Source organism: Halomonas sp. LS-001 (genome assembly GCF_052983955.1).
The window spans coordinates 1,933,258-1,951,177 of record NZ_CM129816.1; the positions used below are offsets into that span (position 1 = coordinate 1,933,258).

The window sequence follows — 17,920 nt, forward strand, 5'->3', positions numbered from 1 at the left end:
CAAAAGCTAATTATTCAGTAAGTTACAGACGTAAAATATCCAGAATGGCCTTGGACCACCCCTTTGGCTTTAAGCGCCTTGCATCCAGGCACGCTATCTCGACTGTTGCGCGACAAAGTAGTTCCCCTTCACGTTCAACCGTTTGTTCGAAAGTCGCTTTACAGCGGCCGACGTCTATCACCTTTGCCGTCACACACAAGGCATCATCCAAACGGGCGGGCAACGCATAATGGCACGTTAGACGATAGACCACCAATTGCGTATTTTCGACCAGCAATGTCTGTTGATTGATGTTCTGTTGGCGCAACCATTCGCTGCGCGCCCGCTCCATAAATTTCAGATAATTGACGTAGTAGACAATACCGCCAGCGTCGGTATCTTCCATGTAGACGCGCACGGGAACACTGAAAATCGGTATCATGGTCGGGTTTCTCCACTCACATCTGTGGCCTGCTCATGCGGAACCCGGCTGAAGTGTGACCAGGCCTGGCGGGTGACCACTCGCCCACGTGGTGTGCGCATCATCAAACCTTGCTGAATCAGATAAGGCTCAATGACATCTTCAATGGTATCGCGTTCTTCACCAATCGCCGCCGAGAGTGAATCCACGCCTACCGGCCCCCCATCGAATTTGTCCATCATCGCCAGCAACAGGCGTCTATCCATATGATCCAGCCCATGATGATCAACATTGAGCATGTTGAGCGCCGCATCCGCAATGGCCGTATCAATCTCCCCACGCCCTTTTATGTCGGCGTAATCACGTACGCGCCTTAGCAGACGGTTGGCAATTCGAGGGGTGCCACGGGAGCGTTTGGCAATTTCTTCACAACCTTCTGTCGTGGCAGGCACGTTAAGCAGGCCCGCTGAGCGGGTCACAATTTCTTTCAGCTCACTCAGGTTATAAAATTCAAGGCGCTGAACAATGCCAAAGCGATCCCGCAGAGGCGACGTTAAAAGCCCCGCACGGGTCGTTGCCCCTACCAGCGTAAAACGTGGTAAGTCGAGTTTGATGGAGCGTGCAGCAGGCCCGTCACCGATCATGATATCCAGCTGAAAATCTTCCATCGCGGGATACAGCACTTCTTCCACCACGGGAGAAAGACGATGGATCTCATCAATGAAGAGCACATCGCCTTCTTCCAGGTTGGTCAACATCGCCGCCAGGTCCCCGGCACGCTCAAGCACGGGGCCTGAGGTCGATTTCAGCCCAACCCCCATTTCAGCGGCAATGATGTTGGCAAGCGTCGTTTTACCCAACCCAGGTGGGCCAAAAACCAGTGTGTGGTCAAGGCTCTCTTCCCTTAGCCTTGCCGCGCCAATGAAGATTTCCATCTGCTCGCGTACGCGTGGCTGACCAATGTAGTCCGCCAGACGTTTAGGGCGGATGGCATGATCCAGCCGAACCTCGCCCTGCTCAGGGGCCGCTGCAATCAAACGATCATGTTCAAGCATGCTGCTCCTCGCGAACCATTAGCTGTTCATGCGCTGGGTTAACGCTGACTTGATCAAGGCTTCTGTGGGTTGGTCGGCATCCAGGCCTGACAGCATTTTTGCGGCTTCTGTGGGTTTATAGCCCAGGCTGACCAGAGCTGACTCCGCGTCAGCCAGCGCATTACGGTGTGGGTTGCTGGATGGTGAATCCAGCAACGAAGGCCCATTGGCGGCATTCTCCCAATCGGGAAAGCGGTCACGCATCTCGATTATCAGGCGCTCTGCCGTTTTTTTACCTACCCCAGGCAGGCGGGTCAGCGCTTTACTGTCATCATCGCGGATGCAGCGCATAAACGCTTCTTCGTCCATCCCCGAGAGAATCGCCAAAGCAAGCTTGGGCCCAACACCATTGACTTTTATTAACGCGCGAAAAAGCGCTCTTTCCTGCTCACGTACGAATCCATACAGCAGATGAGCATCATCACGGATCGTCAAGTGAGTAAATAAAGAGACCTGTTCGCCAACGGCCGGGAGTGCTACCAGCGCCGTCATTGATGCTTCCAGCTCGTAACCCACCCCGTGCACATCAATCACAATCCATGGTGGCTGCTTGTGCAGTAGCTGTCCGGTTAATCGTCCGATCATAGGGTGAACTCACTCCTTGGCAAAGCAAACGTTTGATAAGTTATTGTAGAATTAACTGTGTTCGCATTTTAGCGTCATTGAATACGGAATGGTCGCTAATATAGAGTTTATCTGTACAGGTAGCCAGTCATCCGATGCCTGGGTTTCGCTTTACAAGCGCCACCGACCGCTGCTTCGCCGAGTGCGACGCTCTGACGAAGGAACCCATAAACCACTGCGTGAATAGGCATCAGTGATGGCAATGGCCAACGCATCTGCTGCATCTGCCTGAGGCGTAGCAGACAGTTTCAGCAACGCCGTTATCATATGCTGGACCTGGGATTTATCCGCACTGCCTTTACCCGTAACCGTCTGTTTGATCTGGCGTGCAGCATACTCATTAATCGCTAAGCCGTGGTTGGCCATGCAAACCAGTGCAGCCCCTCTTGCCTGCCCCAGTTTAAGGGCTGAATCTGCATTTTTTGCCAAAAACACACGCTCTACCGCCACTGCATTAGGGCGATATTGCCCGATGACCTCACTTAAGCCCGCATAGATTTGCGCCAGGCGCTGTTCAAGTGCGGTGTCGGTCGTACGGATACAGCCACTGGCCACATAGATGGGCTTGCCTGCCTGAACATCAACAACGCCATACCCCGTAATACGCGAGCCAGGGTCAATGCCTAAAATACGTGTCACGTTGGTGGGTTCTAACACAGTATAAATTTGATCATGGTGTTCTGCCTTATTGGCATCCCTGAAAAAACACCGACGTCATCTGACGTCGGTGTGATCAAGGATCAGGGTCGCACGTTAGCTAAGTAAGGCGGCGTTATTCGCCACTTTCTGCCTTAACTTTCTGGCGGAGACGAATATTAAGCTCCTTGAGCTGGTCGGCACTGACATCACCCGGTGCATCGGTCATCAAACATGCCGCGCTCTGGGTTTTCGGGAAGGCAATGACTTCACGGATAGTTGTCGCACCGGTCATCAACATCACCAGGCGGTCCAGACCAAATGCCAAGCCACCGTGGGGTGGCGCGCCATAGTGAAGGGCATCCAGCAGGAAGCCGAATTTCTCACGGGCTTCTTCTTCGCCGATGCCAAGAATCTCAAACACCGTGCTTTGCATGGTCTGATCATGAATACGCAGCGAACCACCGCCCAGCTCGGTACCGTTAAGCACCATATCGTAAGCACGGGACAACGCAGCGGCAGGGTCAGCCTTGAGTTCTTCCGGTGAGCAGGCAGGCGCCGTAAACGGGTGGTGAAGCGGGCTCAGGCGTCCGTTGTCATCGGCTTCAAACATCGGGAAGTCAACGACCCAAAGCGGCGCCCAATCATGGGTATACAGATCAAGATCCGCGCCAATTCTGACACGCAACGCGCCAATGGCTTCATTAACGATACGCGCTTTGTCAGCCCCGAAGAAGATGATATCCCCATCTTTGGCATCAACACGGTCCAGTAGCTCTTCAACCACGTTTTCCATGAATTTGACGATCGGAGACTGCAGGCCTTCCAGGCCTTTGGCGCGCTCGTTCACCTTGATCCAGGCAAGCCCCTTGGCGCCATAGATACCGACGAACTTGGTGTATTCGTCGATTTCCTTACGTGACAACGACGCACCGCCAGTCACTTTAAGCGCTGCCACGCGTCCGTCATCGGCATTGGCAGGGCCTGAGAAGACTTTGAAATCAACCTGTTTCATCAGGTCATCAACATCGGTCAATTCCAGCGGGATACGCAGGTCAGGCTTATCAGAGCCGAAACGCTGCATGGCATCGTGCCATGTCATGCGCTGGAAATTCGGCAGCTCAACGTCAAGAACTTCGTTGAATAGCTGGCGAATCATGCCTTCAGTGATTGACATGATGTCGTCTTCATTCACAAACGACGCCTCGATATCAATCTGGGTGAATTCTGGCTGTCGATCCGCACGCAGATCTTCATCACGGAAACACTTGGCAATCTGGTAGTAACGGTCGAACCCGGCAACCATCAACAGCTGTTTGAAAAGCTGTGGCGACTGCGGCAAGGCAAAGAAGCTACCGGCATGGGTACGGCTAGGAACCAGATAGTCCCGTGCGCCTTCGGGGGTGGCCCGAGTCAGCACCGGCGTTTCGATATCCAGAAAACCCTGGTTTTCAAGATAAGCGCGAACGTTATGAGAGATACGCGAACGTAAACGCAGTTTCTCGATCATTTCCGGGCGACGCAGATCAATATAGCGATGCTTTAAACGCACTTCTTCACCGACTTTACCATGCTCGTCGAGCTGGAAAGGTGGTGTCGCTGCCGTATTGAGCACCTCAACGTCTTTTGCCAGCACTTCAATCATGCCGGTCGGCATATTCGGGTTTTGCGTCCCCTCAGGACGCAAACGCACGCGGCCAGTAATGCGCAGCACATATTCGCTCCGCACACGGTCGGCATGGGCGAAAGCCTCGGCGGTATCCGGGTCAACGACAAACTGCGCGATGCCATCACGATCACGCATATCGAGAAAAATCACCCCACCATGGTCGCGGCGGCGGTGTACCCATCCGCAAACGGTAACCGTTTGATCCACCAATGTTTCGTTCAGCTGGCCGCAATAATGGCTGCGCATGTTAAATCCTGTTCTGTTTCGTGGCTAAAATTACGTTCAGGCAAGCATCATTCAAAGTGAACTCGCCATCAGGCAGCGGTATCACTTTTCTTGGCCGACCCCTTGTCTGTACTGATCTTCTGAGTCGTCGTGGCGTTATTGTCCGCGACCAGGTTTTTCTTGCTACCCGTTTTAAAATCGGTTTCATACCATCCACCACCGGCCAGGCGGAACCCTGCGGCTGACACCAGGCGTGACAGTGTATCCTGTTCACATGCAGGGCAACGCGTTAGCGGGTCAGCGCTCATTTTCTGCAATTTCTCCAGACGCTGGCCGCAGGCCTTGCACTCGTATTCATAGATGGGCATTTTATGACTCCTGTTATCAACACATGAAAATCGAAGCAAAGACAAGATAATGGCATATATCGGTCATGCCATTGCTTATATACGGCCAGCTGGAAAAATTCCAAGATGGCAATTATTCAAGGGGGCGTATTATACCCTTTTGTTGCCCCTGACGAGCAAGGCTCAGCATTACATAAAACATGCCTTATCAACAAAAAGGAGATAAAAATGGCCAATGCGGTCATTCTCGATGCCGAAAGCCTCGGGCCTGAGATCAATCTTGCCGCCATCGAGAGCCAGGTAGAGACGCTTACCGTTTATCACCAAAGCACCGCGCAACAAGCGCGCGAGCGGCTGGCCGGTGCTGATATCGCTATCGTCAACAAAGTCCCGATCGATGCCAGGACCATCAAGGCGCTACCCGGGTTGCGCCTGATATGTGTGTTGGCCACGGGTCTGAATAATATTGATTTAAACGCCGCTGACGCGCATGGCATTCCTGTCAAAAATGTGACGGCTTACGGTACTGCCAGCGTTTCCCAGCATACCTTGATGCTTATATTAGCGTTAGCCAACCGACTGCCGCTGTATCAAGCCGACATAGCGCAAGGAAAATGGCAGCAAAGCCCATTTTTCTGTCTCCAGGACCACTCGACCCTACAGCTGGCTGGCAAACATCTAGTCATGGTGGGCCAGGGTGAGCTGGGCAATGAAGTGGCCCGTCTGGCAAAAGCGTTCGGGCTCAACGTCAGCTTTAGTGCACGCCCTGGTAACGAGACGAACGACTCACGCCCGACATTGGATGACCTTCTTCCCCAAGCAGACATTCTCAGCCTGCACTGCCCGCTAAACGACAGCACGCACCACCTGATCAATCGCGAACGTCTTGGAAACGTCAAACCCTCGTTGCTGCTGGTGAACTGTGCCCGCGGCGGCGTTATTGACGAACAGGCGGCGCTTGAAGCCCTAAGACAACGCCGGATAGGCGGTTTAGCCGTTGATGTACTGCCGGAAGAGCCCCCGAAAAATGGACACCCAATGCTCGATGCCCTGCATGACAATGCCCAGCAGAGTGAAGCACTTAATCTGATTGTGACACCCCACAACGCCTGGATCACGCCAGAAGCAAGACAGAATATCGTCACGCTGACAGCGGATAATATTCAGGCATGGAAAGCAATGGCATAACCGCCCTTAATACGTCGAAAAATGATCAGGCACGGCTGCCTGATCAATGACTTCTACTTCAACGTGAGTGACATGCGCTTTTTCCGGGCCTTTCCACAGCCACTCAGACAGCTTCTTTACGTTATCACTGGAACCACACATCAGCACTTCCACCCGCCCGTCGGGCAAATTTTTAGCGTAACCGGTAATACCTAATTGAAGCGCCTGTTCCTGGGTTGAAAACCGGAACCAGACACCCTGAACTTTGCCAGTTACCCATGCGCGTGCACAACACGGCTTCATGGTCGCTCCTTTTTGTTAAGGCCTATGGCCATCAGACGGATTGCTTCACCTTGCTGTCAATAAGCTCACGCTGAACAATCACTGCACTGTTTCGTGGCACAAGCGGACGGCCGCGCCTCAACAGCAATGAGCGGGTAAAGGCGGCGCCAAATAAAAGAATCAGTGACGAGTAGTAGACCCATAACAGAATCATCACCACTGACCCTGCAGCACCATAGGTCGATGCCGTCGCCGTATAGGCCAGATAAATAGCAATCACGCTACGCCCGATCGTGAAGAGTACCGCAGTGACCACAGCACCAATCAGAACATCCTGCCAACGCAGCACCACATCAGGCAACACTTTAAAAATAGTGGCAAACAGCAGAATGACCACACCAAGCGAAACCAGTGATTCAGCGCTGGAAGCCAGTATCCCCGTGTATGGCAGAAGGTTATCTGCTGCCTGAAGCATTGAACGGATCACCACGCCAGCCGCTAATGACACCAGAAGAATAAAGCCGATTGACAGCACAACAGTCAAGGACAAAAAGCGGTTTTTGAGAAAGATTAAAGCACTGTTGGCCGTCGGTCGGGCGGTGACACCCCAGATGGTATTCAGGGAAAACTGCATCTGGGCAAACACCGTGGTTGCGCCCACCAGCAAGGCAAAAAAGCCCAATAGCGAGGGCAGAATACCTGCCTCTTCGATGCGTGAATGAGCGACAGCCTGTTCGATTGCCAATGCCGCCTCCATACCCAACGTATCCTGCAACTGAGCGACTATCTGACCTTGGGCCGCATCTTCCCCCATCACCACACCGATCACTGTTACGGCAATAATCACGGTGGGGGCTAAAGAGAAAAGTGTATAGAAAGCAAGCGAACCTGCGTAACTGAAAGCATTACGCTCCAACCAGAGTTGAACGGCATCTTTTACCACGTTGCCCCAAAAAATGACCGTGCGCTTTATCATCATTGCATCCTTGTAGTGAGAGACACTTAGCCTACTGACGTCAATTTTCAGTACTTGAACAGCAAGCGCCATGGTTTATTAAAGTTTTCCTGATAGCATACCTGACATGAAGTCGCTTGGCAGGGTGAACTTCCATCGCCCTGCCCAACTGCTAATTGCACAGGTATCGGCTTTTCCGTGCCTTTTGGACCCTAGGGAAATGTTTAATGCCCACCGCTCAATCTGCTGAATATGACACTGTTAACACAAGCTATAGGTTTGATTGCCTGGTTTTCATTGGTCGCTTTCAGCCACCTCACCTGGGTCACGTGGCGGTAATTCGTGAAGCATTGAAACAGGCACGCCAAGTCATTGTGCTGGTTGGCTCTGCTTGGCAGGCGCGCTCTCTGCGTAACCCATGGCAGTTTACCGAACGTCAGAACATGCTGAGTTCCAGCTTTGATGACGAAGAAAAGACGCGGCTGGAGATCACCCCATTACTGGATGCACTTTATAATGATGATGTCTGGGTGCGCGATGTCCAGCGCCGAGTACGTGATCTGACGGTACCGGAAAATGGCAAACTCCCACGGATAGGGTTAATCGGTGCCAGCCGTGGTCAATCAAGCTATTACCTATCACTCTTTCCGCAATGGGAATCTGTTAGTGTTCCGGTGGTGGAAGGCATTTCTGCCAGTCAGATTCGAGATCGACTGTTTCGCTCACAGGAGTCCAGTAGTGATTACCTGAGTACAGGCGCATTTCACGACCTTCCGCCGGGTGTTATAGAAAGCGTCTCTCACTTCTGTCATGAAGAAGCCTACCAGCGCCTGATTGAAGAACAGCAGTTACTTGATCAATACCGACAAGCCTGGGCACATGCGCCCTATCCGCCAATTTTTGTGACCGTGAATGCGGTGGTTGTTCAGTCAGGTCATATCCTATTGGTGCGCCGAACAGCAGCGCCAGGCAAAGGGCTGTATGCCCTTCCGGGCGGGTTCATCAACTCTCATGAACGTTTGCTGGATGCCTGTCTGCGAGAATTGCGCGAACGCATACGCCTGAAAGTGCCGGAACCCGTGCTAAAAGGCTCCTTGAGAGGTCAGCGTTTGTTTGATGAACCTCACCGTAGCTGGCGGGGACGGACTCTGGCAGAAGCATTTTATTTTGCATTGCGACCCGACCAGCAGCTACCAAGACTCAAGCCGGTCAAAGGTGGAGATCATGCGCGCTGGGTGGCTTTGGCCGACCTCGAGCCACATACACTATTTGAAGATCATTTCTTCATTATTCAGAACTTTTTAGGGCTACCCACTGATTTTGGCGCAAGTGGTTAAAGACTGGCACATGATTCTCAGGGCCTGTTGACGTGATTCGTGAATCGCGTTGCTACGCCAACGGGCCCTGGTGACTTTCACAACGTTGTCAGGCTTCCAGAAAGTCACGCGGTAATTTCATCATCTGTCGCCATAAGCGTTCCACGCCAGGCTTATGTACCATGGAACAACGATAAAGACGGATTTCCAGTGGAATGTCCCAACTTTCATCACCGGCACGCACAAGCGTTCCCTTCTTCAACTCTTCACGAATACAGAAGTCAGGAATCCATGCCACGCCAACTCCTTGTAGCACCATACCTTTCAGGCCTTCTGCCATTGCCGTTTCGTATACCGTTCGCAATTTCAGTCGCAGAGGATCATTTTTAAGCAGCATTCTTACGCTGCGCCCCAGAAAAGCGCCTTGCGTGTAGGCGAGATAGGGCAAAGAACTATCTGACTTTAACGAATAGCAAGGTTTGCCTTGTTCATCAGCCAAAGAAACAGGCAGCATTTTTACCTTACCGATTGAAAACGAAGGAAAGACCTCGGCATCTAACTGCATGGTTGCAAACGGGTCGTAGTAAGCAAGCATCAGGTCACAATTGCCTTCCCGCAGCACATGAATCGCCTCACCGACGTTCATCGCTACAAGCCGTGTAGGAAGCTCTCCCAGGCCTTTCTGTAAGCGCGAAATCCAGGGGGGGAAAAAGCTGAGTGCCAACGAATGGGCCGCGACAATATCCAGAGCCTCGTTGGCAATCGATAAACCACGTAAATGACTTAATGACTCATTCAGTTGTTCCACCAGATTACGCGCGGTCACCAGAAACAACTGCCCTTCCGACGTCAAGCCAACGGGGGTTGTAGACCGATCAACGAGTGTGACATCAACCGCCTGTTCCAACGCACGAATACGGCGACTGAAGGCAGGCTGTGTGACATGACGCTGACGTGCAGAAGCAGAAAAGCTACGCGTATTAGCCAGGGCGACAAAATCTTCCAACCATTTGGTTTCCAAATTCACCCTAGGCTCCTTTTCATAATGACGGTGATGCGACGCAAGGTGTTCATTAACTGAGCAACAAGATTTGGTTATTGAATAGGTGACGTTAGATAGGCAGCACGTGAAACGACTTTTTTCCACATTGGGCGCTGCTGAATTTCATCCAGTGATACTCGACGACACTGAGCAAAGTCTTTTTCCAGCATCAAGCGAACTTGCGCGGCAAATTCCTGACTGGGAATAAACGCCGTGATTTCGAAGTTTAAGCGAAATGAGCGGTTATCCAGATTAATCGTCCCTACTGCTGCTGCGGTATCATCAATCAGGATAGTTTTTTGATGTAAAAACCCAGGTAGATAACGGTATATTTTTACGCCTGTACGAAGCATATCAGGCAAAAATGAAAACGCAGACAGAAATACCAATAGATGATCTGGGCGTTCCGGTATCATCACTCTGACATCTACGCCACGCATAGCCGCCAGACGCAATGCGTCCTGAACCCCTTGATCAGGCACAAAGTACGGGCTCGTCAGCCATAACCGTTCGTTAGCGCTGTGAATCAGACTCTGAACCAGTAAGCTTGCTGTTTCCAGCCGGTCTGCCGGCCCGGAAGGAACAATCACCACATCATGGCCTGGCGATGGCATAGCCACTGGCTGCCATTGCAGGGTGATAACCTCTCCTGTCGCCCAGTGCCAGTCTTCCCAGAACGCTTCCTGTAGCCCCAGGACACTCGGGCCTTCCAGCATCAGGTGGGTATCCCGCCAAGGACCATGACGCTCTGATTCGCCAAGATACTCAACGCCGACATTGAAACCACCTAACCAGCCCTGATAGCCATCCACAACGAGGATTTTACGATGATTGCGAAAATTCAACTGAAAAGGATGCTTAAAGCCGCGTGATGACTTGAACGCGCTAACGTTGACACCTACTCTGGATAAGTCTTTCAGAAAACCTTCATCAAGTTTTCGGCTTCCCACTTCATCATAGAGAAAGTAAACCCGTACGCCTCGCTCAGCAGCCTGTTGTAGATGGTGTTGTAACTGACGTCCCAAGACATCATTGCGGACAATAAAAAACTGCACTAGTACATATTCTTTCGCTTTGTCGATTCCGGCAAACAGACTTTCAAAGGTTATTTCACCATCGACTAGCAACTGTGCATGATTTTTCTGCGTCAACGGCATCATGGCAAGCTGTTCCACCGCTTGAATATCCGCTGTCAGCGATGGTGAACAAAACGGCTGCATATTAGGGCGGTAGCGATTTAGCACCTGACGGAGAACACTGTCACGTTCACCTCTTGCAGATACATAACCATAAAAACGTGGTCGACCAAAGAACCAGTACGCAGGCACCGCAACATAAGGAAATGTCAGTAACGATATGATCCAGGCGATGGCACCCTGGGAAGTTCGGCTCGACATTAGCGCCATAATCGCCGAGACAATACCCATCAGGTATATCAGCAGCAGGCTCGTTCCCCAAAGCCAGGACGTCATAAGAGCTCCATTTATTCAAGTCAACTTAAAAGCAGCGCCTATTATAGCAGTCTATCGGGGCCTGCCCTTTTATATTCCAACACCATAAACCTACGAAAAAGGCCCCGACTAGCGGGGCCCATGATATACGTGAAATTAATCTAACTTAAATCATACGGTTTCAGCAATAATCTCTTTCCATTTCGCGGGGCCCGTCTGGTGTACTGAGGTTCCCTGGGAGTCCACTGCAACAGTGACCGGCATATCTTCGACTTCGAACTCGTAGATTGCCTCCATACCCAGGTCTTCAAACCCGACTACACGGGATTTTTTGATAGCCTGCGCCACCAGGTACGCCGAGCCACCTACCGCCATCAAATAAACGGCTTCATTGTCGCGTATCGCCTCAATGGCCGCTAAACCTCGCTCCGCTTTACCTACCATGCCTAACAGGCCGGTTTCTTCCAGCATGGTCCGGGTGAACTTATCCATACGCGTTGCCGTTGTTGGACCCGCAGGCCCCACCACTTCATCTCTCACCGGATCAACAGGCCCAACGTAGTAAATAAAGCGCCCTTTCATATCAACCGGTAACGGCTCACCCTTCGCAATCATATCGACCATACGCTTATGCGCCGCATCACGTCCGGTAAGGAGTTTACCGTTCAGAAGCAACGTATCGCCCGGCTGCCAGGTTTTCACCTCCTCCCGCGTAATGTTGTCGAGATTGACACGCTTTACGTTATCCCCCATCTCACGGGTAATTTCCGGCCAGTCTTCCAGCTTGGGCGCTTTAAGGGCCACCGGGCCAGAGCCGTCCAGGGTAAAATGCGCATGACGGGTTGCTGCGCAATTGGGAATAATGGCCACCGGCTTGTTCGCCGCGTGTGTTGGATAGTCCTTGACCTTGATATCCAGCACTGTTGTCAATCCGCCTAACCCTTGGGCACCAATGCCGGATTGGTTAACCTTTTCAAACAGCTCAAGACGCAGTTCTTCTGCGCGATTCGAGGCACCACGCGCCTGGAGTTCCTGAATATCGATCGGGTCAAGCAGCGCTTCCTTGGCGATTTCCATCGCCTTTTCCGCGGTCCCGCCAATACCAATGCCCAGCATACCCGGCGGACACCAGCCTGCTCCCATTTTGGGCAACTGTTCCAGAACCCAATCCACCACACTGTCGGAAGGGTTCAACATGGCAAATTTGGATTTCGCTTCACTGCCGCCGCCTTTGGCTGCCACATGAATATCAACGGTATTACCCGGCACCAGTTTATGGTGAATAATCGCGGGCGTATTGTCTTTGGTGTTCTGCCGCTTTCCATCCGGGTCGGCAAGAACAGAGGCACGTAGAACATTATCCGGCAGCAGATAGGCGCGTCGAACCCCTTCATTGACCATGTCATCCAGGCTCATGTCTGCGTCCCACTGAACATTCATACCCACATGGACAAACACGGTGACAATGCCGGTATCCTGACAGATAGGCCGATGGCCGGTCGCGCACATTCTGGAGTTGATCAGAATCTGGGCGATGGCATCCTTGGCAGCCGGGTTCTGTTCACGCTCATAAGCCTGCGCCATGGCGTCAATGAAGTCTTTGGGATGGTAATAGGAAATGTACTGGAGAGCGTCAGCAACGCTTTGGATCACATCATCTTGGCGAATCACGGTCATGTGAAATACTCCTTGGTATTACTTTGATATTAGTTATTCAGCAGACATCAAGGCTGCGACTCAACGTCTGCTTTTGTGTGGGCAAGTATACCCCATCGACTCGGATGAGGCAGTCCGCTGTTTCCTCGTGAAGACTGGTGCTTTAGTTTGAGCGGTTTAGCAAATCAGCAAGATAACGGTATAATTTATATCGCGTATTAAACAGGCCATTAATCACAGTCTTTCATGGGGAAATGGCTTGGCATTCAGGGCAAAAATACAGGCGACGAGAAGCGATACTGACTTTTTCGATGGGCGCAGCACAGCAATGACAAGGTAACCCGTCGCGCTCGAATACACTGAAACGCCACTGACGACGCGGCTCTCCACAGGCTTTTGCCAGCGCAATCCATTCAGGCGTATTCGTTACTCCCGCCTGACGATAGGCCTGCCAGGTCACCGAGCTTATGCAATGCGCCAGCTGGTTTTGCTTATCCTGCGATAGGTCACAGGGCCGGTGTCGAGGATTTAGGCCAGCGAAAAACAGAATTTCACTGCGCAAGTAGTTGCCAAGCCCAGCGAGAAAGCCCTGATCCAGCAACAAACCGCCCAGCCCACGACGTTGAAACATGGGCTCTGTGAGTCTATTAAGAATAACCTCATCCGATACCCCTTGCGATAAAAGGTCTGGACCCAGCTTTGCCAGAAAAGGATGACTATCCAACTCACTTTGCGCCCATAAGCTGATATCCGAGGCGCTATAAAGGCTGGCGGCACGGCCATCCACTTCCAGCCTAACGCGTAACGAGCGACGCGTTGACGGCTCTTTATCTGCCGCATGGCATTTCCAGACACCATAAAGCTGATTGTGGGAGTACAGAACATTATGGTCGGAAAAAAACATCAACATGGCTTTACCGCGTGTTTCCACACGTTCAACGTGCCGACCGATCAGCGTTGATGCGTAAGGCTTCAGTTCATCGAAGGCAAACCAGGCGTCTTCGATTGCACCGCCCTGAAGCTGCTTTTGAATGCGGTCGCCCGCCCGACGAATTTCAGGACCTTCAGGCATCGTTACCCCAGCGCCAGCTGCTTTTCTTTCAGCTCGTGAATTCGGTCACGCAGACGGGCCGCTTCCTCAAAATCAAGGTTCTGTGCAGCTTCAAACATTCCGTCTTCGAGTTTGCTGATGGCGGCGGCGACATCGCCGGGCTTCATGCTGGCCGGTTCATAGGCGGCATCCGGTTCAGCAACCTTGCGTTCATTACCGCGACGGCGGCTGGATTTTTTACCCGGTGCCTGGGCGGCTTCCATAATATCTGCCACTGAACGGGTCACCGTGGTGGGCGTAATGCCATGCTTTTCATTATGCGCAGCCTGCTTTTCCCGTCGACGGGCCGTTTCATCCATGGCTTTACGCATTGAGTCGGTAATTCTATCGCCATACAGAATCGCCTTGCCGTGAGCATTACGCGCCGCACGCCCAATCGTCTGAATCAGCGAGCGCTCAGCACGCAGGAAACCTTCCTTGTCGGCATCAAGAATGGCTACCAGTGAGACTTCGGGGATATCCAATCCCTCACGCAGCAGGTTAATGCCGACCAACACATCGAATTTACCCAGGCGCAGATCTCGGATAATTTCAACCCGCTCGACCGTATCAATGTCAGAGTGTAGATAGCGCACGCGAATGCCGTGCTCGTCGAAGTATTCGGTTAGATCTTCCGCCATGCGCTTGGTCAGAACTGTCACCAGCACACGCTCGCCAACCGCCGTGCGAAGGCGGATCTCGGAAAGCAGATCGTCGACCTGGGTTGATGCCGGGCGCACTTCTATTTCCGGGTCCAGAAGCCCGGTCGGGCGCACCACCTGCTCGACGACCTGCCCGGTGTGTTCGGCTTCATAAGGCCCTGGCGTTGCCGAGACAAAAATGGTCTGAGGGCTGATAGACTCCCATTCTTCAAACTTCATGGGACGGTTATCCAGAGCCGAGGGCAGCCGAAAACCGTATTCCACCAGGGTTTCTTTGCGCGAGCGGTCGCCTTTGTACATACCGCCAACCTGCGGAACACTGACGTGGGATTCGTCAATGAATAGCAGCGCATCATCAGGCAGGTAATCAAAGAAAGTCGGCGGTGCCTGTCCGGGTTCACGCCCTGAGAGATAGCGTGAGTAGTTTTCAATGCCGTTGCAGTAACCAAGCTCCAGCATCATTTCAATATCGTAAAGCGTTCTCTGCTCCAGGCGCTGCGCTTCGACCAAGCGTTCATGCTTACGTAGCCATTCAAGCCGCTCTTTCAACTCTTCCTTGATGTGATCAATCGCCTTGAGAATGGTGTCACGCGGCGTCACGTAGTGTGATTTAGGGTAGATCGTCATGCGCGGCACCTGGCCACGAACATCTCCCGTCAGCGGATCAAACAGTCGGATAGAGTCAATTTCATCGTCGAACAGCTCAACGCGCACCGCCTCTTCTTCGGCATCTGCGGGAAAAATATCGATCACATCGCCGCGCACGCGATAAGTGCCACGCCGAAAATCCATATCATTGCGGGTGTATTGAAGCTCGGCCAAGCGGCGCAGAAACGCTCGCTGGTCTATCTGCTCGCCTCGCGTGAAGTGCAACCGCATCTTGAGGTATTGATCCGGGTCACCCAGACCGTAAATGGCCGATACTGATACCACGATCAAGGCATCACGACGCTCGAGCAATGCCTTGGTGGCGGAAAGGCGCATCTGCTCAATATGATCGTTGATCGAAGCGTCTTTTTCGATAAAGGTATCTGACGACGGTACATAAGCTTCCGGCTGATAGTAATCGTAGTAGGAAACGAAGTACTCAATCGCATTATCCGGGAAAAACGCTTTGAACTCGCCGTAAAGCTGCGCGGCCAGAGTTTTATTGGGCGCCATCACGATGGTAGGACGCTGCAGCGTCGCCACGATATTTGCCATGGTGAAGGTTTTACCCGAGCCGGTCACCCCAAGCAGCGTCTGATGAGCAAGACCGGACTCCAATCCGCCTACCAGCGACTTGATAGCAGTGGGCTGGTCACCGGCCGGTTCAAATTTGGATTGCAATCGAAACGCTTTGCTCATCAAGCTTCCTTATTGGAAAAAGTAGTCAAGTGCGGCATGTTAAAGCTATCAGTCAATATCAGAATGCGTGGTGACCTCTACCGTTGCGTGGGTAATCAAACGGTGAATCGGGCAACGTTCACTGATTTCTTCCAGACGCGCTTGCTGAGCGGTGTCTGTGATGCCGTGAAAAACAAGCGTCACGTCAAGTTTATACAAGCCTTTACGTTCCTGAGAATCATCGCGCTTGACGGTGGTGGTGATCCCTTCCAGTGGCCAGCCCTTGCGATCTGCATACATTTTGGCCGTGATGGCCTTACAGGCGCCAAGCGACAGGTCAAAATAGTCGTGCGGGTCGGGCGCCGTTTCCTCACCGCCATACGCTTTGGGAACGTCTACGTAGAGATCTTCAAAGCCATCCAGTTCTACGCGATGACGCAGCAGATGACCACGCTCTGTCAAAACAGTAATGCTCTTTTTTCCCATGATGCTGTCCTTAACTTAACGATTGGCTCAGGATGACTATCGGCTTGCTGTGACGTCTGATTTTCTATGACACCTTGATACCCAGCTTCAGTGCATTAACGGCGGCAATAAGCGTATCGCGCTTTACCCGTCCTTCCACTTCCGCTCCATGTTGACCCACTTCGGCGCTTTCCACACCATCCACCATCATTAAAGCGGTAGTGATCTTATTAACGTGTTCAACCGACTTGACGCCGCTAAACGATAATGACACTTGATGAGCCATTCATCCTCCCTGCCTGATAATGACGCAATATAAATAAGGTTATGCAATGCTGATACAGGCTGAGAGTCTAGCATGCTGATGATGGCTTGCAATCAGGCCTGACACCCCATACGTGGTACGATTAATTCGTGCTTTAATCATTTACACACAAACATTCACACAGACACCCACTCGGCGAGGAGATGCTCACGCAATGCGTTCATCAGCAGAATCACGTTCAACCCCTGACGTTTCGCAGGACGCTGGCGCCAGCGTGCGACTAACGCATCTGGCTACACTGGATATCAAGGGTGAGGGAGCGGAAAAATTTCTACAAGGCCAGACCAGCGCCCAGGTTAACCTGGCTGATGATCATTTTGCCCCCCTGACCTGTTTTTGCACACCCAAGGGTCGCATGATCGCCAACGGTCAGTTGATCCGCCTGAACAACGAACATTTGCGCTTGCTGCTATCTGCCAGTCTGGTCGAGCCTCTTATGGCACACTTAAAGAAGTTTGCGCCCTTCTATCGGGTAGAATTAACCCCTGGCGAGCCGCTTACGATACTCGGAGTCACGCTCGACGAGGCTCAGAAGATAGCAACAGCGTTTGATATGCCGCTACCGGCCAATTCCTGGCAGCAGGTCAGTGATGCCAGCCATCGCAGTATCCTGGCTTACCCGGCATCAGCTCCCGAGGGCGCTGACGATTATCGTTGGCTGTTTATCTTACCCAGTGCTGACGCCGAGGCCTTTTCAAGTAAAGACGAACTGGCAAATTGGCAACTGGCGGATATTCGGCGCGGCCTGGTTTGGCTTAATGCTGAGCAGCAAGATAAATATCTCCCCCAGATGATTAACTGGGAAGCGCTTGGTGGTATCAGTTTCAAGAAAGGCTGCTATACCGGTCAGGAAGTTGTGGCTCGCGCGCATTTCCGTGGCCAGGTAAAAAAACGCCTTTGGCTGGGAAGTGTGGCGATCGCTGAAGCATTGCCCGATGGCACAGAGGTGAAAGACGACACCGATCGCAGCGTAGGAGAAATTGTCACCAGCTGCGCCGCTGGCGACGCAACCACTGAGTTTCTCGCCATTATCAACACTCGCGCCATCGAAAATGAAGTACCGCTTAGCATTAGCGGCCATCCTGTTACGCTGACGGATTTGCCTTATCCGCTGGAACGCTTGGATCCAGAGCAAGTTGCGTTGACGATCACGACTGACTTTTAAGAATGGCTTTTTTTAACACTGGC

At 52.2% G+C, this 17,920-nt stretch carries 18 protein-coding genes; 3 read left to right on the forward strand and 15 right to left on the reverse strand.

Going from position 1 to position 17,920, the window contains the following annotated elements:
• Nucleotides 1-22: 22 nt before the first annotated feature.
• The 6 genes from ybgC to ACU6TU_RS08760 form a co-directional block, all read right to left on the reverse strand.
• On the reverse strand, nt 23-421 hold the full coding sequence (gene ybgC / locus ACU6TU_RS08735; protein WP_447141057.1) for a tol-pal system-associated acyl-CoA thioesterase: 399 nt from the start codon (nt 419-421) through the stop codon (nt 23-25).
• Entirely contained in the window at nt 418-1,455 is a 1,038-nt protein-coding gene (gene ruvB / locus ACU6TU_RS08740; RefSeq protein WP_447141058.1) for a Holliday junction branch migration DNA helicase RuvB, read from the reverse strand. The genes ybgC and ruvB overlap by 4 nt, the downstream gene beginning before the upstream one ends.
• Nucleotides 1,456-1,473: 18 nt before the next feature.
• Complete coding sequence (gene ruvA, locus ACU6TU_RS08745; protein ID WP_447141059.1) at nt 1,474-2,079, reverse strand: Holliday junction branch migration protein RuvA; 606 nt, start codon at nt 2,077-2,079, stop codon at nt 1,474-1,476.
• A 150-nt stretch (nt 2,080-2,229) separates the two neighbouring features.
• Nucleotides 2,230-2,775 (reverse strand): crossover junction endodeoxyribonuclease RuvC, encoded by a 546-nt coding sequence (gene ruvC / locus ACU6TU_RS08750; RefSeq protein ID WP_447141060.1) that lies wholly within the window; start codon nt 2,773-2,775, stop codon nt 2,230-2,232.
• A 115-nt stretch (nt 2,776-2,890) separates the two neighbouring features.
• Entirely contained in the window at nt 2,891-4,669 is a 1,779-nt protein-coding gene (gene aspS / locus ACU6TU_RS08755) for an aspartate--tRNA ligase (RefSeq protein ID WP_447141061.1), read from the reverse strand.
• A 68-nt stretch (nt 4,670-4,737) separates the two neighbouring features.
• Complete coding sequence (locus tag ACU6TU_RS08760) at nt 4,738-5,016, reverse strand: FmdB family zinc ribbon protein (RefSeq protein ID WP_447141062.1); 279 nt, start codon at nt 5,014-5,016, stop codon at nt 4,738-4,740.
• 207 nt (nt 5,017-5,223) lie between these two features.
• Between ACU6TU_RS08760 and ACU6TU_RS08765 the strand changes: the two genes are divergently transcribed.
• Nucleotides 5,224-6,183 (forward strand): D-2-hydroxyacid dehydrogenase, encoded by a 960-nt coding sequence (locus tag ACU6TU_RS08765; protein ID WP_447141063.1) that lies wholly within the window; start codon nt 5,224-5,226, stop codon nt 6,181-6,183.
• Nucleotides 6,184-6,189: 6 nt separating this feature from the next.
• On the opposite strand, the gene yccX is transcribed toward ACU6TU_RS08765, so the two are convergent.
• Nucleotides 6,190-6,465, reverse strand: coding sequence for an acylphosphatase (gene yccX, locus ACU6TU_RS08770; protein ID WP_447141064.1), 276 nt, complete (start codon nt 6,463-6,465; stop codon nt 6,190-6,192).
• Nucleotides 6,466-6,496: 31 nt separating this feature from the next.
• Entirely contained in the window at nt 6,497-7,420 is a 924-nt protein-coding gene (locus ACU6TU_RS08775) for a YihY/virulence factor BrkB family protein (protein ID WP_447144211.1), read from the reverse strand.
• Between the two features lie 206 nt (nt 7,421-7,626).
• On the opposite strand from ACU6TU_RS08775, the gene ACU6TU_RS08780 reads away from it, so the two are divergent.
• Nucleotides 7,627-8,736, forward strand: coding sequence for a bifunctional nicotinamide-nucleotide adenylyltransferase/Nudix hydroxylase (locus tag ACU6TU_RS08780; protein WP_447141065.1), 1,110 nt, complete (start codon nt 7,627-7,629; stop codon nt 8,734-8,736).
• An 88-nt stretch (nt 8,737-8,824) separates the two neighbouring features.
• On the opposite strand, the gene ACU6TU_RS08785 is transcribed toward ACU6TU_RS08780, so the two are convergent.
• From ACU6TU_RS08785 to ACU6TU_RS08815, 7 genes are all read right to left on the reverse strand, one after another.
• Nucleotides 8,825-9,742 (reverse strand): LysR substrate-binding domain-containing protein, encoded by a 918-nt coding sequence (locus ACU6TU_RS08785; RefSeq protein ID WP_447141066.1) that lies wholly within the window; start codon nt 9,740-9,742, stop codon nt 8,825-8,827.
• Nucleotides 9,743-9,810: 68 nt separating this feature from the next.
• Nucleotides 9,811-11,229, reverse strand: a complete 1,419-nt coding sequence (gene cls, locus ACU6TU_RS08790; RefSeq protein ID WP_447141067.1) for a cardiolipin synthase — start codon at nt 11,227-11,229, stop codon at nt 9,811-9,813.
• 150 nt (nt 11,230-11,379) lie between these two features.
• Nucleotides 11,380-12,885 (reverse strand): fumarate hydratase, encoded by a 1,506-nt coding sequence (locus ACU6TU_RS08795; protein WP_447141068.1) that lies wholly within the window; start codon nt 12,883-12,885, stop codon nt 11,380-11,382.
• Between the two features lie 223 nt (nt 12,886-13,108).
• Nucleotides 13,109-13,936, reverse strand: a complete 828-nt coding sequence (gene nei, locus ACU6TU_RS08800; protein ID WP_447141069.1) for an endonuclease VIII — start codon at nt 13,934-13,936, stop codon at nt 13,109-13,111.
• A gap of 2 nt (nt 13,937-13,938) precedes the next feature.
• Complete coding sequence (gene uvrB / locus ACU6TU_RS08805) at nt 13,939-15,963, reverse strand: excinuclease ABC subunit UvrB (protein WP_447141070.1); 2,025 nt, start codon at nt 15,961-15,963, stop codon at nt 13,939-13,941.
• A gap of 48 nt (nt 15,964-16,011) precedes the next feature.
• Entirely contained in the window at nt 16,012-16,428 is a 417-nt protein-coding gene (locus ACU6TU_RS08810; protein ID WP_447141071.1) for an OsmC family protein, read from the reverse strand.
• 64 nt (nt 16,429-16,492) lie between these two features.
• Nucleotides 16,493-16,693, reverse strand: coding sequence for a hypothetical protein (locus ACU6TU_RS08815; protein WP_447141072.1), 201 nt, complete (start codon nt 16,691-16,693; stop codon nt 16,493-16,495).
• A 193-nt stretch (nt 16,694-16,886) separates the two neighbouring features.
• Between ACU6TU_RS08815 and ygfZ the strand changes: the two genes are divergently transcribed.
• The gene (gene ygfZ / locus ACU6TU_RS08820; protein WP_447141073.1) at nt 16,887-17,897 is read left to right on the forward strand and encodes a CAF17-like 4Fe-4S cluster assembly/insertion protein YgfZ; all 1,011 of its coding nucleotides are present in this window, start codon (nt 16,887-16,889) and stop codon (nt 17,895-17,897) included.
• Nucleotides 17,898-17,920 lie beyond the last annotated feature (23 nt).